This is a genomic window from Leptonema illini DSM 21528 (assembly GCF_000243335.1).
Lineage (GTDB): Bacteria > Spirochaetota > Leptospiria > Leptospirales > Leptonemataceae > Leptonema > Leptonema illini.
In genome coordinates this window covers 2,448,202-2,471,368 of the sequence record NZ_JH597773.1, presented here as the reverse complement: position 1 = coordinate 2,471,368, position 23,167 = coordinate 2,448,202, and the positions used below count along the sequence as shown (strand labels likewise).

The 23,167-nt window shown below is 54.9% G+C and carries 17 protein-coding genes and 1 tRNA gene; 8 read left to right on the top strand and 10 right to left on the bottom strand.

Features of this window, described 5'->3' with window-relative positions; genetic code table 11:
• Both LEPIL_RS24190 and LEPIL_RS11405 read right to left on the bottom strand, forming a co-directional pair.
• The coding region (locus LEPIL_RS24190) for a transposase (RefSeq protein WP_002772649.1) at positions 1-165 on the bottom strand (165 nt) is incomplete at its 3' end.
• Positions 166-216: 51 nt separating this feature from the next.
• Positions 217-7,230 carry an RHS repeat-associated core domain-containing protein gene (locus LEPIL_RS11405; RefSeq protein ID WP_169314811.1) on the bottom strand — a complete coding sequence of 2,338 codons (7,014 nt, stop codon included), beginning with the start codon at positions 7,228-7,230 and terminating at the stop codon, positions 217-219.
• 875 nt (positions 7,231-8,105) lie between these two features.
• Between LEPIL_RS11405 and LEPIL_RS11395 the strand changes: the two genes are divergently transcribed.
• Positions 8,106-8,585 carry a hypothetical protein gene (locus tag LEPIL_RS11395; RefSeq protein WP_002772645.1) on the top strand — a complete coding sequence of 160 codons (480 nt, stop codon included), beginning with the start codon at positions 8,106-8,108 and terminating at the stop codon, positions 8,583-8,585.
• Entirely contained in the window at positions 8,572-9,324 is a 753-nt protein-coding gene (locus LEPIL_RS11390; RefSeq protein WP_002772644.1) for a hypothetical protein, read from the top strand. Before LEPIL_RS11395 ends, LEPIL_RS11390 begins: the two co-directional genes overlap by 14 nt.
• A gap of 298 nt (positions 9,325-9,622) precedes the next feature.
• Here the strand turns inward: LEPIL_RS11390 and LEPIL_RS11385 are convergent.
• Positions 9,623-9,694 (bottom strand) — tRNA-Pro (locus tag LEPIL_RS11385).
• Between the two features lie 168 nt (positions 9,695-9,862).
• Positions 9,863-10,720, bottom strand: coding sequence for a hypothetical protein (locus LEPIL_RS11380; protein WP_002772643.1), 858 nt, complete (start codon positions 10,718-10,720; stop codon positions 9,863-9,865).
• Between the two features lie 51 nt (positions 10,721-10,771).
• Between LEPIL_RS11380 and LEPIL_RS22080 the strand changes: the two genes are divergently transcribed.
• Positions 10,772-11,614: a Rossmann-fold NAD(P)-binding domain-containing protein gene (locus LEPIL_RS22080; protein WP_002772642.1), complete on the top strand. Its 843-nt coding sequence runs from the start codon at positions 10,772-10,774 to the stop codon at positions 11,612-11,614.
• A gap of 51 nt (positions 11,615-11,665) precedes the next feature.
• On the opposite strand, the gene queF is transcribed toward LEPIL_RS22080, so the two are convergent.
• The 3 genes from queF to LEPIL_RS11360 all read right to left on the bottom strand — a co-directional run bounded on the left by queF (position 11,666) and on the right by LEPIL_RS11360 (position 13,704).
• The gene (queF, locus tag LEPIL_RS11370; RefSeq protein ID WP_002772641.1) at positions 11,666-12,067 is read right to left on the bottom strand and encodes a preQ(1) synthase; all 402 of its coding nucleotides are present in this window, start codon (positions 12,065-12,067) and stop codon (positions 11,666-11,668) included.
• Positions 12,068-12,197: 130 nt separating this feature from the next.
• Positions 12,198-12,629 (bottom strand): phasin-related domain-containing protein, encoded by a 432-nt coding sequence (locus tag LEPIL_RS11365; RefSeq protein WP_002772640.1) that lies wholly within the window; start codon positions 12,627-12,629, stop codon positions 12,198-12,200.
• Positions 12,630-12,855: 226 nt separating this feature from the next.
• Entirely contained in the window at positions 12,856-13,704 is an 849-nt protein-coding gene (locus LEPIL_RS11360; protein ID WP_002772639.1) for an alpha/beta hydrolase, read from the bottom strand.
• A gap of 90 nt (positions 13,705-13,794) precedes the next feature.
• Between LEPIL_RS11360 and LEPIL_RS11355 the strand changes: the two genes are divergently transcribed.
• From LEPIL_RS11355 to LEPIL_RS11345, 3 genes are all read left to right on the top strand, one after another.
• Positions 13,795-14,706, top strand: a complete 912-nt coding sequence (locus tag LEPIL_RS11355; protein ID WP_002772638.1) for a hypothetical protein — start codon at positions 13,795-13,797, stop codon at positions 14,704-14,706.
• An 84-nt stretch (positions 14,707-14,790) separates the two neighbouring features.
• Positions 14,791-16,242, top strand: coding sequence for an IS4 family transposase (locus LEPIL_RS11350; protein ID WP_002772637.1), 1,452 nt, complete (start codon positions 14,791-14,793; stop codon positions 16,240-16,242).
• Between the two features lie 147 nt (positions 16,243-16,389).
• On the top strand, positions 16,390-17,313 hold the full coding sequence (locus LEPIL_RS11345; RefSeq protein ID WP_002772636.1) for a hypothetical protein: 924 nt from the start codon (positions 16,390-16,392) through the stop codon (positions 17,311-17,313).
• A gap of 119 nt (positions 17,314-17,432) precedes the next feature.
• On the opposite strand, the gene pyrB is transcribed toward LEPIL_RS11345, so the two are convergent.
• Entirely contained in the window at positions 17,433-18,377 is a 945-nt protein-coding gene (gene pyrB / locus LEPIL_RS11340; protein WP_002772635.1) for an aspartate carbamoyltransferase, read from the bottom strand.
• 105 nt (positions 18,378-18,482) lie between these two features.
• Here pyrB and LEPIL_RS11335 point away from each other — a divergent pair, with 105 nt between their 5' ends.
• On the top strand, positions 18,483-18,782 hold the full coding sequence (locus LEPIL_RS11335; protein ID WP_040918688.1) for a hypothetical protein: 300 nt from the start codon (positions 18,483-18,485) through the stop codon (positions 18,780-18,782).
• 79 nt (positions 18,783-18,861) lie between these two features.
• Here LEPIL_RS11335 and LEPIL_RS22075 read toward each other — a convergent pair whose 3' ends face one another.
• Positions 18,862-19,629, bottom strand: coding sequence for a toxin-antitoxin system YwqK family antitoxin (locus LEPIL_RS22075; RefSeq protein WP_002772633.1), 768 nt, complete (start codon positions 19,627-19,629; stop codon positions 18,862-18,864).
• A gap of 286 nt (positions 19,630-19,915) precedes the next feature.
• On the opposite strand from LEPIL_RS22075, the gene LEPIL_RS11325 reads away from it, so the two are divergent.
• Positions 19,916-21,592 (top strand): vWA domain-containing protein, encoded by a 1,677-nt coding sequence (locus LEPIL_RS11325; protein WP_002772632.1) that lies wholly within the window; start codon positions 19,916-19,918, stop codon positions 21,590-21,592.
• A gap of 137 nt (positions 21,593-21,729) precedes the next feature.
• Here LEPIL_RS11325 and LEPIL_RS11320 read toward each other — a convergent pair whose 3' ends face one another.
• Positions 21,730-23,046 (bottom strand): helix-turn-helix domain-containing protein, encoded by a 1,317-nt coding sequence (locus LEPIL_RS11320; RefSeq protein WP_002772631.1) that lies wholly within the window; start codon positions 23,044-23,046, stop codon positions 21,730-21,732.
• Between the last annotated feature and the right edge of the window lie 121 nt (positions 23,047-23,167).

Here is a 23,167-nt window from a genome sequence, read left to right as displayed (position 1 = left end):
AGGACCACCCGGCTCTGATAGATACAGCGCTTTCCATGCTCTCAAGGAATTGACTGAGATCCCAAGATCGTCTGCCACCTCTTTGCTGGTTTTGCCGCCGCGAATCCACCGATCCACCGCCATTCTGCGAAAGCTATCATCGTAATGCTGGCCTCTTTTGCCCATAAACTACCCCTTTTCATTTTACTGTCTCCTGTCCAGGAAAAGGGGGGAAGATCATATCCTATTCAGGTTCTTGAATCGATCCTTATCAAGCAATTTCATGTTCAATGTTGATCTAATGTTCCCAATTGGTGTTCTTATTTCAATAGACTTTCTCATGACAATATCCCTTGAAGGGGTCACAGTCCTGGCCAAAGCATCCCCCGCTGTTGCAATGGCATTAACCATAATATGCAGACCAAAGAGGCGCGTGCCTACGCTCAGAACAAAAAGGTCAGCCATAAACGTTCCGATAGTGTTTATGCCAGCAACAAGACCCCTTGCATCACCCCACCATTCTGGTGTAGCATCATATTCCCGTTGGTATGTATCAGGAAAATAATTGCTGCTAAACATCGCCCCCCAGCCATCTCTTATCCAGCGCCAATCAGCATCAATGGATTTCTTTTTGTGGGTTGTGTCGAATACATGCTTTTGCTCAATGTCATGTCGCATGGACACTCTGTCAACTTTTGTTATAGGCTTTTTCGGCCGTTTTGTCATAAGCCAATAGGCTATAAGGATTGTTCGGAATTCTTTCTTTTGTGCCTCCGGCACAAAGGCTTCGATTAGGAGCAAATAGTTGATCAAGAATCGCTCAGACGCATCCGGCAGAATTCCGCAGGCGCTCGGTCCGCTAAAGTTGTGACCATACATGGTGTTAGGAAAGCAGCCGGCCTCCCCATCCGGGTCAACAAAATTCACCGGGTTATTCCACACATACTGATACCTATCCCAGTTATCCTGTCCCGGTTGGTCTGTATGCACCGGATCAGGCTGTAAGAATCTTCCGGTCTCCGGATCATGAATCCGTGCTTTGTAGTTATACAATCCCGTCTCGGGCTCGAATTCCTGTCCGGTGAACAAAAACGTCTCACCGTAGTGTATGCCGTTTCGGTCCGGATCGAGATCCGTGAGGTCCGAGTTCACCTTACCAAAGGGTTCATAGAGGAATCGTGCCACGGCTACTCCATCACTGTTCGTAACGATGTCTGTGGAGCCGTTATGTGTCGAGATAAAATAGAAGGCACCGAGAACAGACATGGTAGAGCTGTTGCTTCCAGATCCTCCTTCACTGCTGGAGCCTGTCGATCCGTTAGCTAAGAGAAGATACTGTGATCCGTCCTCCGTGGACGGCCTCTGGATGCATCCTGTGGCCGAGAAGCTGAGTAGAGCAAGAATGCTGCCGAATCTGTACACACCAACCGGCAAAAGGCCCGGACCGTCGTCGGGGTTGCGACGCCAGTTACGTACAAGCAGAGTGAGGGCGGCAAGTGCTACGATAGCTGCAAGCGTCCAGTAGAGCATCACGAGTAGGCGTGCGCGGTTCTGGATCTGCGGCAATAGCTTCGCAGCGTAGTAGGCGTCATGCGCGGCGTAGGCCATGAGAGACGGTAGCTTCGTGATGCCGTCTTCCAGCAAGGCGATACGCAGTAGATCTGCGCCTAACCGGTGACCAAAGAGGCTGCTCGGTGCCCAGACACCGCTGTTATGATGGTTGTCCTGGAATCTAAACCTTGCTACGGGTTCGTTTCCGTTGCGGACTTCTATCGTATGGACCTCTGAGGTTCCGTCTGCATGCACGCGGTAATCACTGGAGAGGTCGTGGATCTCGGTGACGATGCCGCCGAGGTCGGTTCTCTTGATGAATCGGCTTCCTTCTGTGTCGTATTCGTAGTCTACGGTCGTTATGGTGGCGCCGTTGATGGTCTGGGCCTGTTTGATGCGGCCGGTCCAGTGATACTGGAAGCGAGATACGACGTTACCGGGAGCACGTTTCTCTACGACGAGACCTTTGTTCTTATCGGGCGTCGTGTCGTTATCGTAGGCGTAACTGCGCTGGTTAAACGATTTGAGACGATGCGGATTGGAGACGTCGTAGTTATAGACCTTCTCATCGGCGACGATGGGCTGGCCGTCTACGCCATAGGCATACTGGAGCGTTCTGTGAGGCGTGTTGCGGTCTCCGTACGGGCCAGTGGCCTCGACTAAACGTCGTGATGTGTCATACGAGAACTGCTCGCTTCTGTTGATGCCGTCGGCGGCGAGCAGGTCCTGCTTCTCGACGAGCATACCCTCGTCATTCCAGCGATACGTATAATCCGACAGCAGGGCGTTGCCCTGTGTGGTTATCTGTTGCAGTACGCCTGTCGTGCTGTAGCGGCTCTGTATCACCACTCCATTGCCGTATGTGATGGTGCCGATGTTACCGAGAGCGTCCGGAATGGACGTTCTTACGACGTCGAATACGCTACCGCTGCTGAGTATCCGGCGATCCGGGTCTTCTATCTGCATGGCGGCAAGAGGTCCGCCTGCATGGTAATCGTAACGGAGCGAGACGTTGATGGACGGGAAGGTTCTTTTCACGAGGGCGCCTGTTTCATCGTATGTATTCTCGATGTCGAACTGCTTCTCGTTGCCGAGAGCATTGTAGGTGCGTTCTATGCGGGCGGGTTTGCCGGTGAGGGCGTCATAATGCATACGGCGTGTGCCGGATTCGTCTTTTACGGAGGTAAGACGTCCTGTTCCGAGCGTGGACTGTGATTCGTCGTAAAAATACTGCGAGAGAACCTTGCCGTCTGATTGTCGTGTAACAGATAGCAGACGCCCGTAGGTATCATAACTGCGACAGATGGTTAACCCGTCCGGATCGGTGTCACAGAGAGGCTGGCCGTCCTCCGTGTACGTATAACGTGAGATGCCTTTGTCAGGGTCATAGACCTGAGATCTGCGGCCCCATTCGTCATAGACGACATAGGAGGTAAGGTCGGAGTCCTCGGCCGGTGTGCGGCTGGTGCCGATTCCTCGTGTGATCTGTCGCAGCTGTCCGCGGCCATCGTAGTGATAGCGTGTGCGATTCCAGCCGCTGACCTGTGTGTCAGGCTGGTTTGGCGTGCTGTACGCTGTGGAGTGAAGCGTGACAAGGGCGCGGCCATCGGCGGTTTTGTACTGGTAGACGACCTGTCCGTTCTGACGATCCTCTTTCTGCGCGAGGCCGACAAGCGTTACGCCATCATCGCTTGTAAAAGACGTCATGGCTACGACGCCCGGCTCAAGCTCCTGTGTGTTGGTGCCGTTTGGTCCGGGTCTTGTGATGCGAATCGGACGACCGAGAGAATCGTATGTCGTTTCGGAGTAACCCGGCGCCGATTGTCCGTCGAAGTAGGGGAGCGATTCCCTTACGGGACGATCGAAGATGTCATACTGTCGGTCCGTCGTAATCCAGCCGCCGGCTGAACTGCGCCTGGCGGCGATCGTGCGGCCCCATTCATCAACCTGCGTGATCTGGCTGACGGTTCCTGTGCCCGCCGTCGCCTTTGTCGTAGTCGTGGTCGAGCTTCCGTCTGTCGGATCAAACGAGTATTCGTTCGTTTCGAGGATGTGCGAGCCCGATAAGAGCCCTGGCGGTTTCAACGTGGCCGTGAGCTTACGGCCGAGTTCGTCATACGTATACTCGATGATGCGGCCGTCTGAGTCGGTTTCTTTCAGCAAGAGCCCCAGGGCGAGATCATAGTCTCGCACGGATTCCAGTCCCATAGGCGATATGGTGCGGATAACCTGCGTGCGCGTGTCGGAGTCATAGACCTGCGTGGTGGTGCGTCCGAAGCGCGTCTCTGTAAGCACGTTGCCCACGGCGTCATATGTGCGAAGAGTCGTGACGAGCGTGGCCGCCGAGGGCCCTTCCGATACTACGGTGGCGTTGCCGACGGAGTCATATCCAAACGTGCGGTAAGAAAGCATGGTGCCGGCGTCGCAGTTACTGCCGGCCCTTACGGTTTCTTCTACGGGAAGAGCGAAGGGCCGCGTGCCGTCGCTTGAATAAGAGAATGTCGTCTTTGTGGCGCGGGTTTCTCCGCCTGAGACCTGACCGTTGTAAGAGACGCTTTCCACGCTACACGTCGGATTCCCGAGCGAGTCAAAGGCCAGTACGGTATGCGTCTTGCGAATCTCAAGCGCACCGCCTCCTTCGAGCGTCATGGTGCGGTTAACGCTGGTCTGATTCGACGGCGAGAAGCGTTTCGTTCCGGCGACGGTCGCCGTATCGGTAAAGGCATAACTCTCTTCCTGTAAGACGGAGTCGTCGCTTGTGCGTCGGACGAGGTTGCGCGACGGTAAGCCTGCGGCGTCGTAGCCATAGGTCGGATGCCTGTGAACGAATTCCTCTTCCGTATACGTGGGAGCCTGCACCCATGCGCCGTTCCATACGTAGCTTCGCGTGATGCGTTTTTCAGGCCCGAGGCCCTTTGAGTCCTGTCTGGTCGGCCCGAGGCGGATCAGATCGCCCTGATAGGAAAACGTGGTTCTTGCTTTTTTTCCCGTTTTTCCGCTTACCTCGATTTCAGAGACGAGGAATCGCGGCGCGGAGTTCGCCTGAATGGTGGCGCCGCTCTCTCTATGGGCCAGGTTTGTATCGATGACGCCCGATTCCGCCGCCGTCTGGTAGGCGATGGAAAGCTTTTGATATCCGTTTGATATCGACGCAAGCAGCTCCGGAGAATCCGCAGGCGGGCCGTAGATGTCGACGGCTCCGCCCCGGGGGGCGATGAGCTCGGCACGTCCGTCGCCGTTCGTATCGCCATAGAAGACGAATCGGGAATTCAAAGATGAGCTGTTGCTGTGGCGAAAATCGAGCGAGACGTCGCTGCCGCCGTATCCGTCGCCGCGAAAGAAGCGCACGCGAGCGAGATAGCCTCCGTTGTCCGAGACGAATCGTACGAAGTCCGGCGTGCCGTCGCCGTCCATGTCGGCGAACGTTCGGCCCATTTCGACGCTTGTGCCCACATGGTGACTGACGCTCTCTCCGAATCCCGTTCCCGTTCCGTAAGTAACGGTTAGATATTCGTATCCCGGGCCCGTCAGTCTCACAAAATCCGTATAACCGTCGCCGTTTGCATCGAGCATATAGCGCGAACCCGAGGCGCCGGGATCGAGCAGATCGCTCAGAATGTAGCTCACGAATCTCCCGTCGCTCCGGCCGAGATAGGCCTTGAGGCGATGCTGGCTGCCGTCTTTAATGAGCGTGATGAAGTCGGGAATGCCGTCGCCGTTCACGTCGCCCATCGATCGGAAGCCGTCCAGCCGCGTATAACTACCGCCGACGTTGATGTACGCCGCTTTTTGTTCGTCGGTCAGCGTCGGGTCATCCATCAGATCCTGTACGTCGAGATCGTCCACGTTGCCGTCGCCGTTTCTATCGCCCACCGCCTCAAGGTTTACTCCCGTCGACGGAGTGAATTCTCCGCCCGTTCCGATGCCGGCGTCGATGCTTGATGTGACGTCGCCGCCGAATCCGCTTCCCGTATTGAATGCGACGGAAATGACGGTCGGCGATATCAGACGCACGAAATCTACGAGCCCGTCGCCGTTCATATCGGCGATCTGGCTGTAGTTGTCGGGGCTTCCCTGGCCCGAAAGCACGACCTGCCCGAGAAGAAGGGAGTTCACTGCGGATCGGTTGAAACGGCCCGTTCCGAAGAGCATGTGCGCCCCGCTCGGGCCGATGATACCCTTTGTGCGTCCGTAGAAATCGCTTCCTCTTTGCTTTTTGGCCGCCTCGCTGGATAGCTTCATGCTGATCAGGAAAAGTAGAATCTGCTTCAGGTGGAGATCGGGATCATAGCCCATCCCCATGCCGTTAGGCGGGCGAAAATAGACGGGGGCGGCGAATCCCGTATTCGTGCGCATGGAAACGGTTAGAGAGTAGGTCGTAGGAAAGCCGTTATGGATTTGCAGACCGACAAGGTCGTCACGACCGTCGCCGTTCATGTCGGCGAAGAAGGTCGTCCCTTTTTCTCCCTTATGAGGCGACGCTGTGAAGTCGCCTGTCGCGTCGTGCAGGGGCAGGACCGTAAGCCCGTTGCCCGAACGATCATCCGTAGCAGCCGTGAATTCCATTCGTCCGTCGCCTGAGAGGTCGGCGGCCTGCCAGGTGTTCCCTGTGGCGCATCGATCGATCCAGCCATCGAGCTGGTAGGCCGTGCACATACCGTCGACGATGGCCTTCGCCGTAGGATCGAGAAAGTCGCTGAAGCTCGATGCATAACACCAGTCTGCGGCCGATTTGCACTTGCCTGCGTCGGGCGTGCCCACGCCCGTATTGCCGCTGCGCTGCCGGTATGATGGAGTTGGCGATGCCTGACGATACTGTAGCGTGATGGGGGAGCGTAGCTGTTGACCGCGTATCCTCTCACCGACAGAGACCAGTCGATACGCTCCCGACAGGGCATCGGCCTCGTACGAGAATTCCTGCGCGAAGATCTCTTCGCCCTTGTAAAATGAGCGGATGGCGCGCAGGACCCGCCTCAGGTCCTTACGAATACCTGCCGAGTACACGATCTTCTGGACCGGTTTTTCTTCGTAAACGAACTCGACCCGCCTGCCGGCCAGAGAGGTTTCATCGTTCTTAGTGTACTCGATACCGATGGGAAAGATCTGCCCCTGATCTCTGTCGTACTCCACCGTGGCGTAGTTACCGTTATTATCGACCACACGCGAGAGATGCCAGGTGAGGACGGTCGAAGACGCCTCGACGATATCGGCCGGCCCTCTGACGCGACTGTTCGTCGTTTCGCCGAAGATCATCCGCCCTCCGTCGGGAAGATAAGCCGTCCAGATGCATGGGCCATTTCCACAGCTTCCTTCTGCTCTATAAATGGTTCCGTTGTCGATTTCCGAGCGGTAGTGGTCTCCGTTATGAACCAGCCGTCCGCCGGCAGAGATGGAAAACGAATCCGTGCTGTTATACAGGATACCGTCTCGCCTTTCCCGTTGAATAAAGCTCAGGCCGTCCAGATCCCAGTTACCAAGCAGGCCGCTCTGACCGCCTGACAGGGACAGGGAAAGCTCAATGCCTCCGCCGCCTGTCGGAGCAGGCATGGGAACAGGAATGTCCACGTTCAAATCGCCCCCAGGTCCGGGCGTCGCCTCGGGCAGGTCGCCGGGCAGAAGCCCGTCGCTAAAGGACGGGGCGCCGATCACCGGTTGCAGGCCCGTTAAAACCGGCAACAGTATGAAAACAAACGAAACCACGAGGCCGGCTCCTCCGAGCCAGCCTTTTTGAAGGCGATATAATGACTCCATTCCCAGAGCCGCCGGTTGCGAAAAATCGTTCTTTTTTTTGTATTTTTTCTGTTTTTAGCGTAATGACGGCAATATATCAAGAACTTTTCCCGACAATTAGACGCGTAGAGCAAAATTTTTTATGATTTCGATAAAACAACTGTTCGCTTGTTTGTACGTTCTGACCATCTGTACCGTGTTTTCATCGCTTCAAGCCGAGACGATTAAGAGCGTTTTTCTGCTCGGTGAAAACCGGTATGCTACCGTTGAGAAAACGAGTTTTCCCGACCCTACCGGTCAGGCGCGTCCATACATAAGAACCTTTCAATCGGGGGCATTCCTTGATCAAGAGCAAAGCGAGCGGCTCATTGAAGCGGCATTCTTTGAACGCATCCGGCGTTCCGATCGACTTGATGCGGCGTTTTCCTCATTAATCCTATTCGATGCCGGCGGCGATTACGTATGGCATCGCTGGCAGCCTGAAACGACTCGATTGCGCGACCGGAATGCTCGCTCTGGAAGATCACGCTGCTTGCGTTAACCGGTTTAGCCTGGTACAACGCCGATCATCGGGCGAGCGACCTCGCCTCCAGTCCGCTTCTGCCGTCTCGCGCCGCCGAGCGTCGTTTTGAGGATGCGAGGAACATTTACTATGGTATGAGCGCTATTACGCTCGGTACATTTTCTTTCTATACGTATCGGGCTTACAGAGATTTCTCCACCGATATTACGGGTTCGAAGCTTGAACTGCATAACCGTACACAAACCGAAATCGACCTTGGCGTACCCACCACCCCTACCGCTTTTAATCTTCACCTGACCTTCCCTTTGCCGTGAGTAATAACATGAGAAATATACAGAGCCTGCTGATTACGATCTTGCTGATGCTTCAGGCCTCAACGGTTACGTTTCTGTATTTCATTCATTCGGCCTTTCAGCGGCGCGAAGACGAAGTTGCAAGCTTGAATGAAAGGTTCTTTGAACTGAAGGCGGAATGCAAACTTCGCGAGAAAGCGCCAGAGGCGACGGAAAAGTCTACGTCGGACGCTCCCCGGCGTACTCGGCCGCAGGCGGCTGGACCGGCTCCGACGGGAGAGCAGAAAAAGCCGACGGAACAAACGCGGGTCGATCCTTCGACGCTGGCTACGGTCTGGGTGTTGCCCCATCCGCCGCGGAATAAAGGCAGGTTCATAAAGTTTGAATCCTTCACGGATCGAATAGGTCCAGGAGGTCAGGAATACTTCGTGTTCAAAGAATGGACCGGCGATGGGTTCGTTGAAACCGTCGTACTTTCATCGGAGCTGCGCTGGGATGTTCGTCCATAACCGTCTCTGGCTCCTTCTGACCGTCTGTCTGAGCGGGTGCATCCCGACCCCGCAGACGGATGAGCAGACCGTGCCCGTGTTGCTTCTTCTCGAAGATCAGCGTCGCATTGCCGAGCAGGCGTTTCGCAATCAGGACTGTCTGATCGCCGGCGTTAGCCGCACGATCCCGTCCTCGGGCGTTCTCGTATGTATCCGCAACTACGGCGATAACTGTCGCGGCGATCTACGCTTCGAAGGCACCACATCGCGAAACGCTCTTATCAGCCAGATCAACGCGATCTCTTCGCAGCACCTGGCATGCTCAACGGCGGCCACAAACGCAATCCAGCAGATTAACCTGTTATCCTTACCGGCGCAATTGCCCCTTTACACGGCGGGCGGCACGGCCGGTCCGCATCAATCCTCTGTGAACTATGCCGTTCGCCGGGTCGCCTCATGCGAATCCGTCGGCATGCAGGCGACAACCTTTCTTGGCGGTGCCACAGCCCTTGCAGACGAAGGCCAGATGGACTTCCTTGCTACCCCTCGCGGTCTCGTTGCTATCCAGGATACCGTGGGAACCTGTCGCTCTGCGCTCGGGCTAACCCCCGGGCAATCCTCGACGGTGGCCGCTCTTCTTGCCGGCACTCTGACGCGTACGGCCATTTGTGATTACGGGTCAGATGATGGAACGATGACCGATTGCCCGGCAAGCCTTGATCATTCCGACTTCCGCTTCACTGGAATCAGTAGTTGGTAGGTTCCGCACGCATCTCATCCTCACCCCGCGGGTGGTGAATCACGCCTGCACCGCACTCCTCACCCCGCGGGTGGCACCTTGTTGTCTGGTTGAGTGCCAGGCGGGGATTCGGGTGGGTGCAGGCGTGATGGAGTTGGTTAGACGGGAGATGCGCTGGCGCCTAGCTCGAATCCCAGCCAGCTGTTAATGATACTCCGACGGTCTTATCTCTGAGGTCTCCGCTTTCTCTGCGGTGAATCTGATGGTTTTTCCCTGTAAGCAGGGATAGATGCAAAGGGGAAAGAGGGGAGAAGGAAATTCGGGCTGACTGGATTCGAACCAGCGACCACACGCCCCCCAGACGTGTGCGCTACCACTGCGCTACAGCCCGTATCAGGGCCAGAGTCGAGCTGCGGGGCAGGGTGTCAAGGAAATCGAGAGCCTGCGGCCTTCCCGGGGGCTCACATAGCTATCGGCCATCTCGACGACCGGGGATGCCCGGCGGTCTCGGTCATCTCTGAGCTCGCGCCGGCTTGAATCCTCTTACTTCGTTCCTGACTCAAATCCTCTCGATGATCTGTTCGAGTAGTGCCTGCCTCTTTGCATCCGATAAAAAAGCCGATAGGGCCTTTACGTCATCCGGCCGGCGCAGCTCGATTCGCAGCTGTACATAGCCCGATTCAAGGTCGGCGGGCAGCTCGACGGCGATATTTTTCGGAGTATTGAGTTCTTTCTTGAGAGCAAAGAGATCCTGTCGCATCGCCGCATACTGCGGATAACGCCGTCGGTGTACAAGGTCGCGCAGCTCCTGCGAGGGGAAGACCGACGAACGGGCCTGCCAGTTTTCGGCGAAGACGGTGCACTCTTCAAGGCAGAGTCGGCGGCCCTCCGCATCAAGATCATAATAGTCCATGACGATTTCGCGGATCAGGTTCTTTTTCACCTGACGCAGTTCGAAGATGTGCAGCCAGCCCTTCTGCTCGTCGTCGCCAAGCCGGTTCCACAGACGCAGCGTATTCAGGGGCAGATCGTATCGTCGGTTCAGCTCCGCCGCCGATGCTTCGAGTTCTGACATCTCTTTCCAGTCGGCAAGAGATCGATGGTGCTCGGCCAGCCCGAAGGCCTGCATGATTCCGACAGGCGGACGTTCGTTGTGATGTAAGCGCCACCACCGCGCCGCGTCTACGATGGACGTCTTGTAAAGCGAGAGTATCAGCCTCCAGACGGCCGAATGACCGAATTCGTCGGCGCTTATGATGGCGGCGGGCAATTGCATTTTGCCACAGAGCAGAGAAAGAGTTCCTGCTTCGTCACGTAAAAGAAAGGAAGGCCTGGCGATTTCGTCGGGAAGGGATGATAGCACAGGCAATTCGCAGGAGCGATCAACGGTTGAGGGGAATTCCGGTACCCATTGCATACGCCAGGTTTCCGGAGTGACGCAGGGATTGAAGTGTTTTCTCATGCATGTATGCATGACGGTTCGACTGAGAAAGATAGGCCTGCCGTTCTCTGCCTCGGCGCCGGCTTCACGACGAGATATCTCGCCCGACATTTCGATGCCGAGGTGCGCTTTCTGTCGCGAGAAGTGCCCGGCGATCTGAGTTCTTATAATAAAGAAGAACCCTTTCGACCACAGATCATCGTTGATTCCATCCCACCCGTACGTGACGGCGACAGGCTTTTAAACCCGCTCTATCGAGAGCAGTGGCAGGGCTTTGCCGATGCCGTGTTTATCCATCTGAGTTCGACATCGGTCTATGATCGTGATACGCCTCTTGTTAGCGAAAAGACGCCTGCGGTGCCCGAAGATGCACGAGGGCAGGGGCGACTTGATCTGGAAGAGGCGGTGCTTGCCGTCGTACCCGATGCCGTGATTCTCAGATGTGGAGGCATCTATGGCCCCGGTCGGTGCCTGCCTTTATCGATCGCTAAAGGCCAGGCGGCGCATGTGCCGACCGACAATCGCTACGTTTCTCGCATCCATGTTCAGGATCTGTGTCGTCTGATTCTGGCCGTCGGCCAATCACTCTATAAAGAAGGTGCCATATCGCCGGCTCTCAGCTCAGGAGCGGGCCTGCCGTCAATGCTTCCGGGGGATGAGCGCCGCAACCTGCTTCTGGCCGTGGATCCGTCTCCGTCGCCTACGGCCGAGACGCTTGCCTTTATTCAGGATCGCTGGGCACTTTCCGTTCCCGAGGTCGCCGGCCCGGTAATTGGTCGTCGCATGCAATCGTTATACAGCGAGCGTTTCGGGTTGTTTGACTTCCCTGATTATAAAGCGGGCTTTGTGCATTGCATGCAGGGCTTTTGACGGACGGCCCTGCGTCTGCGCATTCCGTATCGGAGCGCATCCCCGTCTGAGTTACTTCGCTTTATAAGAAGTCGAGACGGTCGTCGTGATCCCTCCGCGGACGTTATAAACGGCGCGCACATCAAGTTCCCGCGGTTTGCAGGCGTGAGCCACGTCCTCGCAGATGCGGTTCACCACGTTTTCGTGAAAGATGCCGATGTTGCGATAGGCGAAGAAATACTCTTTCAGGCTTTTCAGTTCGAGACAATGCTGGTCGGGCACATAGCTCAAGTAGACGACGCCGAAATCGGGCAGTCCGGTTTTCGGGCAGATGGCGGTGAATTCGGGGAATTCGAGCTCGATGCGGTAATCGCGGTCGCTGTAGATGTTCTGAAAGACCTCGATATCGGGCAAGACGAGATCTCGTATATGATCCTGTTTACCGTCGTAGGTTTCAGAGAGATGCAGATCCATGAACGTCGATTTTTTTCGGTGCTGAGAGAAGGCGAGCGAGAAGCTGCCGGGTTGCCTGTATAAAAAAAGAAATCCGGAGCTCTGAAGCCCCGGATGCTCTCATGTTCCAATAATAGAACAGATCAGCGGATCAAACGGCGGTCGGGCCAGCTCCGGTTCCACCGGTCTTTTCTTTTACGGTTTTCGTAACTTCTTCAACTTTTGCCTGGATGGCTTTGCTGAGTTCGTCAACCTTGCCTTTTACCTGGTCCAGCTGCTCTTTCGGAACGATCTTCTCGATCTCAGCCGAAGCCTTTGCATAAAGGTCTTGCAGTTGCTTTACGGAATCTCCGTAGGTGCCACTGGCCTTGTTGTTCAGGTCGCCGGCTTGCTTGACGATATCGTCGAGGATCTTGCGCAGTTTAACTGCAGACTCACTGTTATCGGCAGCGCCTTTTGTTTTCAGCTCTTCAAACGTCTTTTTTACGTCTGCTACGGCAGATGCTACGGAGCCTTCGCCTGCGCGGAAAAGCGCAATGCCGGCATTCAGTACGTCTTGAAGAATCTTCTCTACTTTTTCCATGGTCTTTCCTTCCTTCTAAATAAAGTTCAATGTTTTTCCGCCCTTAGAGGATACGGTTGTGCGGTGCACAAAGCACTTATGATGCAGTGCATCATTCCGGTCAAATACTTTTTCGCCTTATTTTTCCCTTCGCAAATTTTTTTTTGGATCGGTCGTTCCCCGTTTTATGTCGCGGATCCCTGTGGTTGCCGGCTGCCTCTTGCTGCCGGCAGCAATCAAGCATGCGTCAGATCAGACATTCCTCAACGAACTGAAGAAAATCCTCGATCGGATCGGGATCGGGTTCGTTGAAGATCTCGTGAAAGAGCCCTTCGTAAATATCGAGCGATTTCTCGTCGGTGCCGGCTTTGAGAAAAAACTGCTCTGTTCCCGTCGGGTCGGTGATGCGATCCTCGGATCCATGCGCCGCCCACAGGGGAATCTGGAGACGAGGGGCTTGCTCGATCAGCTCTTTGCCGCATGAGAGGATGGACAGGCCGAGACGCACGCTCAGCTTTCCGTGAACGAGCGGATCTCGCCGGTAGGCCTCCACCACCGCCTGGTCGTGTGAGAGGTCGGCCGGATCAAGGCCCGAATCGAGAATCAGATCGGGGGCGACCGTATTGAGCAGCCGTCCTGCTCCCTGCTTCAGTCGCTGAAAGATATTGAGCGCGACGGCAAACGGAGCGGCGCTTACGGCCAGGCCGGCCAGATGGAATTGATTGGAATGGCGCAGCGCAAAGGTCGCGGCAACGGCGCCGCCAAGAGAATGCCCGAGTAGAACAGGTCGCTTCAGATCGGCCAGCTCTTTGAGCTGTGCAAAAAAGGCCTCAAGGTCCAGGGCGAGCTCGGCCACTCCGGCAGCATCACCCCGACGACCGCCCGAGCGGCCATGACCGCGCAGGTCCATCAGATGCACGCTGATGTTTCTATCGTTGAGTCGTTCGACCAACCTCTCGTAACGGCCTCCATGTTCGCCGAGGCCGTGCTGTATAATGACATGCAGATCAGGGTCTGAGGCAAGATGGGAGCGCCCGTACAGATCCAATCCGTCTGTGCTGTGAAACGTATGATGCAGTATGCTGCGGGATTGCATGAACACCTCGGCTTTTTTTATATCGTGACTGCTGGATTGCTTGCGTGCTTCGTAGCCATACAGGTATATTGCGTAACTGGTAGACTGTCAATGCATACAAAAGAGAAACGATCCTCCTTTCTGATCAGCCGGCCCGACGTCAGCGCCCTTCTATCGGGCAGGGCTGCACGATCCCCGTTCAAGTCTGGTATCATTCTACTCCTTCTTTCGGTTGCCCTTTCCTGTTCGCTGCGCTTGCATCAACCCGAGGGCAATCCGGCGCATCCTCCTGAAGGCCTCTGGCTCTATCAGGAGAAAAATAATCTCGACGTTCTGCGCATCTCCTGCGCCGGTCGATGTTGGTTCCGCAATGTATTCCTGAACTATCGCGAGCTGCCGCTTTCAGGTAAGGTCGTACATCAGACCGTGCGCAGCGGCTATCTGCAAACGTCGGCCACCGAGGTTCTGCTTGTGCAGACCGAGTTCCGAAGCGAACGCATTGAATGGAAGGATGCAGCGGAACCAAAGGTCATGCTTGATCGAGTCGTGCACGGCGAGACCCGCTTTCGCCTTCTTCACTGGAAGAGCGCCGACGAGCTTGAGGACGGCGAAGTCTTTCGAAGACAGTGTCGGGCGGACTGCGCCGGACCGCTTGCGCTCATTGCATCCTTCCCTGAGTCGAAAACGAAAATGCTCGTTTCGCCCGACGCTTCGGCCCTTCCTCAAGATAGCCTGAGCTGGCCAGCCGATCTGCACCCGCCGTTTAAAGACGGCGTGTTCTCTTTGATGCAAACGACGAGAGAGCCCGGCCCCTTTGCCGTGCCCGTAAAAGGACGCGTCGATCTGGGCCTTGCTTATGAAAGCATCATCTCACTGACGCCCGGCGCTCAAGCGCTTGATCTTTCGCGCAAGCGCCGTGACGCAGTCGAGCTTGAAAAGCAGAAACGACGGGATGAGATACGCAGACGCCTGAAGGCCGGCGAGCCCGTAAGTAAAGAAGAGATGCTCGAAGTGCTCGAGTAGCGTTAGTAGGCCTTCCCTTCGAGGCATATCCTTACCCAGAAGTATTTCTCCTTGTACTGTTTTTGAGCCCGTGCAACATGTCGCATGAAGAAACGACAGCAGAGTGCTCAGGAACCACAGGAGCTGGATAGCGAAGTAGCCAATTGGGGGGCGCAGGAATTCGCCAGTGCAAATATCGGTGATGCGCGTTTGAACGCCAGACTCATTGCTGTCGCTGAGGCTTTCATGCAGAAGCCGGGTGCGTCTGTTCCAAAGGCGTCGGCAAGCTGGGCGGGTGCGAAAGGAGTGTATCGGTTCTTTGACAACGGCAAGGTGAACTCACAGAATATTTTAAGTCCGCATACAGAGTCTACGAAGCAAAGGATCGAGGGTCGAGAGCTTGTTCTTGCGATTCAGGATACATCGACGATTGACTATAGCACTCGTGACGCTACCGACGATATTGGACCGGCCGGCAATCGCCTTACAAGAGGACTTATGCTTCATCCCACTCTTGCCGTTACTCCCGAAGGCACACCGCTCGGAATACTGGATCTACAAATCTGGAATAGACCTGACAACACATGGTCTTCTGAACTCACACGTGAGGAAAGAAGAAATACTCCTCTCGAAGACAAAGAGAGCATGAAATGGATAAACAGCTACCGCAAGGTCTGTGAGATTCAGAAGGAGATGAATGATAAAGTTCACTTCGTAAACGTCTGCGATCGCGAAGGAGATATGTATGATCTCTTCCTTGAACATCATAAACTATCTACAGAAAATCCGCCTGATTTGCTTGTTCGAGCTGCAAAAGACCGCAAATTGGCCGGGGATTCGGGCTTTTTGTGGGATTTCATGGAGTCCATAGATGTATTCGGTGAGTATGATATTCAGGTTCAAAGAAAGGTGGGTAAGAAAGCAAGAGAAGCAACGCTGCAAATACGCTTCTCAAAGATAACAATGCGACGGCCTTTTCACCGATATCCTGTGAAAGAGAATCCATCTTTCGATCTCTATGCAGTATATACATGCGAAAAAAATCCACCGCAAAAGGAAGAGGGGATTTCATGGATGCTGCTCACCACAATGCCGGTTCTCACTTTCGAAGAAGCCGTTGAGAAGGTGGAATGGTACACCGATCGCTGGATCATTGAGACTTTCTTCAAGGTCCTCAAATCTGGATGCAAGATTGAAAACCGACAGATGAAGACCGGAGCTCGACTGATGTCATGCATCACAGTCGATAGCATCATCGCATGGAGAATCCTTTTCCTGACATTCATAGGCAGGGAACTTCCAGACCTCTCCGCAGAAATTGTTTTTGAACCACACGAATGGCAGAGCCTGCACTGTCGGATCAACAATACATCCGAACTCCCAAACACGGTTCCTTCTCTCTATACCGTCATGATTCAGATTGCGAGGCTCGGTGGTTTCCTTGCAAGAAAGAGCGATGGATTCCCGGGGCCGATCACCATATTCCAGGGGATGCACGTCCTCTACGATATGGCCGCCGTCTACAAAATCCTCCGCCCAGAGGCTACTTCTGGGTAAGGATATGCCTTCGAGGGGAGGGAACGTGATAACAGGCACGGGTGTCGCCCGATCGAGTAAGTCAAGTTCGCATGCGGTTTCTTGCTTGCGCCAGATGGTCTTCTGACAACGAATCTCTAATACCTGTTCATGGGCGTGAGGTACTCAATGGTTCCCGATAGAAGGCAGAAGACGCTACTGAGTCTTGTCGTAATAGTGGCTCTGGTTTGCTCCGATGCTTTAAGCGCAGGGCCAGAGTTCGATGAGGTGCCACAGACGATTGACCATTATCGCCAGGATATTCTCAGGTATTCGGCTAAAGAAATCGCCCGGTGGGAGGAAATTGAGCGAATCAATAATCTGCCGCCTGGCGCCGCTCTGAACCGATTGATGTTGCGATTTATTATGAATCCAGGCCTGATGGATTCTGCCGAAGGAGTGCAGCAAAGGGGAAAGGCCATCGATCAATTGAGGCGGTATGCCGAAAAAGTGATCGATGATGAAGTATTGCAGAAGACGTATCCCGGCCTAATTGAGTCAATTCAAGCCGAACAGCTGTTCTTTGAAAAGAGATATAATGCAGCGCTACAAAAGCAACTTGAAGTCGAGAAGATTGAGAGGCAGAAATTCGAGAACCTCGCTCAAAAGCGAAAAGGAAGGCATTTCAACAGGGAGGCTGCTTATACAGGTGTTATCGAGGCAATGCTTCGAGCTGAAATGTTTCGTGCAATGTATTTGAGATTTCAACCTGAGGGGATCCCAACCAATCAGCGTATATCATTGAAAAGAATCGATTGTGCGGCTTGGGATTGTGTACCTGGACATTTTCAATACTGGCTGGCTCTGCACATCATCTATGACGATCCAGAGGGCTTCAAGAAGGCGATTCGGGACGATATGAAGGGGGGGCGTTCCCGTTCCCATACGTTCCTCTCGAAAGAAGTGAATGCACTGTACTTTGAGTATTTCCGAGATCATGAGTATTGGTTGACTGATTCATTCAAGCGTGTTCTCGATGAAATGGAAAGAGAAAATGATCGACTACTGCCGTCCTGCAAAACCGTTTCCCTTTTTGGGGATTGCGTTAAGTGAACGGCTTGAATAGATCGAGAGAAAACCGACCTGTTCGACACGCTGGACCGGCACAAAACTGCAACCGACGGGCGCGCATCCCTTCTATATCGAGGGCAATCGAAGCAGGCCGTGAGTCATTAAAGATCGGGCAGCTCGGCCTGCAAACAGAGACAGAGTAGTGCCATGCGTACGTCGACGCCGTAAGCCGCCTGTCTGAAGTAGGCGGCATTGGGCATATCGTCGACGTCGGTCGATAGCTCGTTCACTCGCGGAAGCGGATGCAGCAGCAAAGTCGGATGCCTTGACGCCTGCACGAAGGCACGGTTAACGACGTAGCTGTCCTTCAGACGCTCATAATCGGCCCGGTCAGCGAAGCGCTCTTCCTGGATGCGCGTGATGTAGGCGACGTCGCAGTCCCACATGGCCTTCAGGTCTTCGGTTTCTTCGAAGTGAATGCCGAGCGAACGCAGCTCTTTGCGGTAGGACTCGGGAAGGGCAAGGTCGACGGGCGAGATAAAGACGAATTCCGTTTCGTAATGTGTGAGAAGTTTAACCAGGCTGTGAATCGTGCGGCCGAACTTCAGGTCGCCGATAAAGGCGATGCGTTTTTTATCGGGCAGCCCGCGCTCTCGAACGATCGTATAGAGATCGAGCAACGCCTGCGTCGGATGCTGTCCGGCTCCGTCGCCTGCATTGATGATGGGAATATTCACGGCGCCGGCGGCAATGCGGCTCGATCCTTCAACCGGATGCCGGATTACGGCGATATCGGCATAGGCCTCGATCATCTTCATCGTATCATAAAGCGTTTCGCCTTTGCTAATCGATGAGAACTGGAATCCGACGGTGGTGATGATGCGCCCGCCAAGGCGATGCATGGCTGCCTCAAAGCTCAGACGCGTTCGCGTCGATGATTCGAAAAAAAGGGAGGCCATCAACCTCCCTTCCAGAACTCCGAAAAGCCGATTCTGCTCTTTCAGCCGCACGACGTGTTCGGTAGCGGCCAGAATCGTGTTCAGATCCTCACGGCTGAACTGATGCGAGTCGATGATATGAGTGTGGGGAAAGTCAAAGCGCTTCATCTCTGGAAGGACAGGGAACGCGAGGGGAAGGGCCCGAAAAGGCTTTTTTTATCTGAGGGCGAATTTTGGAGCATCGCCTCAATAAGAACGGCCCGCCGTCTCTGTGTGGTCGGTCTTCTGCTGTTCCTTGCAATTGTGGCCGGGCTGAATGCCAATGAACCGGGCGAACCCATCGAGCTGCCGCCGATGCCTCAGTTGAATCACGTCCCGGAAGCCGGTCGATCTTACTTGCAGCGATACGAGATCTTTGACGTGCGCTTCTGTCATCTGACGCCCGATCCTTTTCTGTGTGAGAGGTGTCTGCGAAGCGATATGCAGTTCGTTCGATTACTGCGATTTAATGAAGAGGGGCGGCCGGAGCGCATCTATGGCTGCCGGCCCTTTCTGCGGCCCTACGTTCATTGAGAGTTCGACCGGGAACCTAACAGGAGAGGCCGGCGCTGTGCCAGTAGAAGGACTGACCGGGCGAACAAGAGCCCTCGGTTCAGTCCTTGTTCCAGTTCTGCAAAGAAGGAGGAAGCTCTTCTCTGTTTTCTGGAGCCGGCCCGTCGAGGATGCTCATCGGATCTTTGCCGGCCGGAGTGCTCTGTTCTTTTGGCAGTCCCGATACGCGTGGCGGCTCGTTCTGGCGCATGATCTCTTCGCCGCATGGTCCGCCCGGCGCAATGCAGACTTTCCAGATGCCCGTACGCACGTCCTCGCTGTAGGTCCCACCCTGATAGAAAGCACCGTTCTGAAAGTAATAGATCCATTGCCCGTGAGCGAGGTCGGCCACGTAAATGCCCTTGAAGAATACGGCGCCCGATTCGTAATATTCCGTCCAGGGGCCGTTCTTGAGGCCTCCGGCGTAGGTTCCGTCAGACTTCTTTCGTCCGCTTTCGAAATATACCGTCCAGGGGCCCTGCTTGCTGCCGTTGCGGTATTCTCCCTCTGACTGAAGCTTGCCCGATTTATAGTAGAGCTTCCAGGGGCCTGTCATTCGGCCTGCCGTGTAGCTGCCTTCGGCCCTTTTATTGCCGTTAGCATGAAAGAAAACCCAGGCTCCATCGCGCTGGCCCTGCTTCAGATCGCCCTCGGATTTTTTTGTGCCGTCGGCATACCAGACGATCTGATGACTGGCCGATTCCTGGACCCATACGCGATGGGCGGCTACATAACGAGCGCCTTCGGGCAGGCCGGTGGGGCGGTTCTGATTCGCCGCAAGCGTTCCGGTCAGAATAATAGAAAAAAACAGGGCAAGAATCCTTCGCATAGCGTCCTCTTGATCTGACGATCGGTCTATTTGACGAAATGCCTTAGCAGCCGGTTGAAAAAACCGGCGGTGATCGGCGGCGGGCCGCTCTACAAAATCCGATCTTTCTGCGTATTCTGATCAAGAAGCAAATCTTGCATCGCATTCAAATCATCGCACAGGCAGGGCCCACTCTGTGCAAGCGGCCGCTGATTGTTATACAAAAAGATGCATCTGCCCCTCATCCTCTACAGAAAAAATCCGAATCGTATTCTGCGTTGCGTCCTATACTTCGCTGGAGGAAACGATGGTTACACGAATACACAGAACACTTTTTTATGCAATGCTTGTCGCTCTGGTCCTGAGCACGGCTTCCTGTGGAAAGAAGAAAAAGGGCTTTTTCTTCTTTCCGGGATTGGCAGGTTCAACGCCCGCCGAAGCAGAGACGGTCGATCTCAATCCTGTCGATACCGGCTCGTCTCCCATGGGGGATGGCGGCCTTGAGATGACCTATCCGGGAGGCTTTACCGAGCAGCCGGATCCCGAAGGCGCCTATTCCGGATCGTTGCTTGAAGGCGAGGACGGCAATACCTACGGGTCGGGCTCGATCGTTCCTCCGGCAGAGTCCGTCGATTCGCTGATGGATCGTCTGCTGGCCGCGCTTGCCGGATGGGATGCCGTTGACGAAAACGGCTATAGCCTCATCTCACGTCAGGACGTTGGCAACGCTCCTGTTCCCACCGAGACGGCCTCGGTTCAGATTCGTGTGACCGATCCGGCAACGGCCGATGCGGTGCGCAATGCGCTTGTGCAGCTGATCGGCTCGGTTGACGGCTCGGGCGATGTCAGCCAGTTCCCCGCCTCGGGCGGCACAACGTCGACGACGGTCTTTCGTATCGTGCTTCAGGCCTCGCAGGATAACGAAGGCCATGCTGCCGTTCTTTTCGGCGTAACGACCGACGAGAACTATGCGAACGTCGAAAGCGATCTGGCCGGTCTTGTAGACGGAACGAACATCGGCCCCTCCGGATCAGAGTCCGCTGCCATCACCGACGAACTGCTGGCAGCATCGCCTCCCAGGGCTGACTTTCTGTTCGTAGTGGATAACTCCGGATCGATGTCAGAAGAGCAGAACGCAGTAAAACAGAATGCACTGGGATTTTTCGACCGTCTCTCCGGCCTGGGACTCGATTTTCGCATAGCGACGATCACGACCGATAGCAGCAAGATTCGAAATACGGGCTTCACTTCGTCTCGAACTCAGTTCGAATCCGATATCGCCGCCGGAACAAACGGCGACGGAAAAGAGTCCTGCACCTACTATGCCGAGAAGGCCCTGGCCACTGCCGGCACGAACGCTCAGAACGCCGTGCTCACCAACGGCGGCGGATCGCTCGGAACCGTAACCGCCGCTCTTCGCACTGACGTTCCGTTAACCGTGATCTGCGTAACCGATGAAAGCGACGCCTATACGAAATGGGACGGTAGCGGAAGCAATTCCGACGCAGCACGCTTCGACATAAACAGTAACATCTTTCTGTCGGGAGCATATACCTATTATGCGATCATGCCTCTGGACAACTCCGGACAGCACGGAAGTTGCAGCGGTGTGAACGGAAGCGCTTCGGTTACTTCCAACTTCTCTTCGGGAACACTTTCAGTCGCCGCACTGCGCATGGACCAACTCGCCGCAAAAACAGGCGGCTCGGTTTCAAGCATTTGTGGCGAGAACTACGGAGCCTTCCTGAATCAACTGGCCGATCGCACCGCTGCCGGAGCAAGCTCATATCAACTGAGTCGAACTCCTATCTCGGCGACGTTGAAGGTTTATGTGAACGGCGTGGCGATTGAGGCGACGTCGAACCCGGCATCGGCTCAGACGGGATACGTGTATCTGCCTTCCGTTAACCGGATCGCTTTCACGGGATCGTTGCCTGCTCTCGGAACGCCGGTTTCGATTGCGTATAAGTCCTACGGGCTCTGAGCTCCGTAAAAGTAAAAACGGCTGCTTCAAGCAGCCTTTTTTATTGCCATTTCAATATGCGAGGCGGGCTAAAAAGCAGGCGGCCTGAAAGAGGCGGGCAACACTTCCGGTGTCGCTGAACGCGTTTCAGGTCGGGTTCAGCGCCGGCTCTCTGAAAGGATGCGATCCTTGATCTCTTCAAGCTGTCTTGTCAGGAAGAGATCTTCGCGAAGCAGTTTCTCAAGGCGGTTGATCGCATAGAGCACGCCGGTATGATCCTTTCGGTTTGTGATGCGTGCGATCTCGCTCAGCGTCATATTCAGCATCGTCGAACAGAGAAACGAGACGGTGTGTCGTGCCAGAGAAACCTTTTTGTCTTTGGCCGAGCTGCGAATATCGTCGGGGCTTACGTGAAAGAACTCGGCGACGATGGAAAGAATGATCTCGGGGCGAACGCCGGGTTCATGACGGTAAAGCGGCTCGCAGATGCGATCGACCTCTTCGGCCGCCATCGCCCGCGGATCGGTGCTCTGAAAACTCAGGCGATGCACGGCCGCCCTGAGCAGACGCATGTCGGTCGGAATCTTCGTCGCAAGATGATCGATGACGTCCTCTTTGAGCGTGAAGCCGTCTTCTTCAAGAACGGAGCGCACGATCTGCTTGCGCGTCTCTTTATCGGGAAAGATCAGATGAATATGGCGTGCGGGCATGAGACGCGATTTCAGCTCGCGGCTCACTGTGAGCGCCGATGGATCTCTATCGGCAAGAAATACGATCAGCTTTTCGTCGCGCTCGAAGTCGTCGATGAGGTTGCGCAGCTCTTCCTGACAGCGTGCTGCCGTGGTTTTCAGAAGCTGTAGATCGTCGATGATGAGCAGGCTGTTGCTGCGCAGTTCGCTCTTCCATTCAAGCGTTTTCTGCGAGCGGATGGACGAGACGAAGCTTTCCAGAAACTCCGGAAGCGAAAGATAGGCAGCCCGACCCTCGAAATGTTCAACCCACTTGCGTGCAAAAACGCTTTTTCCTGATCCTGCGCCGCCGCTAATATACACGGGGCGATAGAACTTCTTCAGCTTAAGAAGCGAGGCAAGCTCTTCGGCAAGCGCCGGATGAGGCAGGAAGCGTCCATCCCACTGGATGGGCCTGTCATGGTTAACCTTAGCGGTCGCTTTTTCGAGAACGGAGCGTCGCACGGCGTCGGGAAGGGGGCGAGCCGGCAGCTCATCGGCGTTCTGCAAACGCACGAGCGAGATCTGCGCGGGAAAATGCTGCTGTACCGCTTCGCGCAGAAGCGATCCATACCTCATTTCGATATGCTCTTTCAATCTTGCCTCGGGCACGACAAGAGAAAGCACGCTTTCGTCGGTTTGAAAGGCTCGTAACGGTTCGATAAAGGTGTTATAAAATGGTTCCGGAATCCGTGTGCGCAGCGTCTGCTTGCATAAATCCCATTCGGAGTGTGCCGTATCTGACATGGATGTCCTTCCCTGTTCTCTCTTTTTATGTGGTCGATGTATAACTCAGCCCTGAGTTAAAGGCAACGGCCGTTTTCAAGAGACATAATTTGTTCCGGCGTTCCCGTTTCAGGAGAAAAGA

Coding starts and splice junctions, on each gene's coding strand:
- LEPIL_RS11395 (WP_002772645.1), top strand. CDS start 8,106: ATGAGAAATATACAGAGCCTGCTGATTACGATCTTGCTGATGCTTCAG.
- LEPIL_RS11390 (WP_002772644.1), top strand. CDS start 8,572: ATGTTCGTCCATAACCGTCTCTGGCTCCTTCTGACCGTCTGTCTGAGC.
- LEPIL_RS11380 (WP_002772643.1), bottom strand. CDS start 10,720: ATGCAATGGGTACCGGAATTCCCCTCAACCGTTGATCGCTCCTGCGAA.
- LEPIL_RS22080 (WP_002772642.1), top strand. CDS start 10,772: ATGCATGACGGTTCGACTGAGAAAGATAGGCCTGCCGTTCTCTGCCTC.
- queF (WP_002772641.1), bottom strand. CDS start 12,067: ATGGATCTGCATCTCTCTGAAACCTACGACGGTAAACAGGATCATATA.
- LEPIL_RS11365 (WP_002772640.1), bottom strand. CDS start 12,629: ATGGAAAAAGTAGAGAAGATTCTTCAAGACGTACTGAATGCCGGCATT.
- LEPIL_RS11360 (WP_002772639.1), bottom strand. CDS start 13,704: ATGCAATCCCGCAGCATACTGCATCATACGTTTCACAGCACAGACGGA.
- LEPIL_RS11355 (WP_002772638.1), top strand. CDS start 13,795: ATGCATACAAAAGAGAAACGATCCTCCTTTCTGATCAGCCGGCCCGAC.
- LEPIL_RS11350 (WP_002772637.1), top strand. CDS start 14,791: ATGAAGAAACGACAGCAGAGTGCTCAGGAACCACAGGAGCTGGATAGC.
- LEPIL_RS11345 (WP_002772636.1), top strand. CDS start 16,390: ATGGTTCCCGATAGAAGGCAGAAGACGCTACTGAGTCTTGTCGTAATA.
- pyrB (WP_002772635.1), bottom strand. CDS start 18,377: ATGAAGCGCTTTGACTTTCCCCACACTCATATCATCGACTCGCATCAG.
- LEPIL_RS22075 (WP_002772633.1), bottom strand. CDS start 19,629: ATGCGAAGGATTCTTGCCCTGTTTTTTTCTATTATTCTGACCGGAACG.
- LEPIL_RS11325 (WP_002772632.1), top strand. CDS start 19,916: ATGGTTACACGAATACACAGAACACTTTTTTATGCAATGCTTGTCGCT.
- LEPIL_RS11320 (WP_002772631.1), bottom strand. CDS start 23,046: ATGTCAGATACGGCACACTCCGAATGGGATTTATGCAAGCAGACGCTG.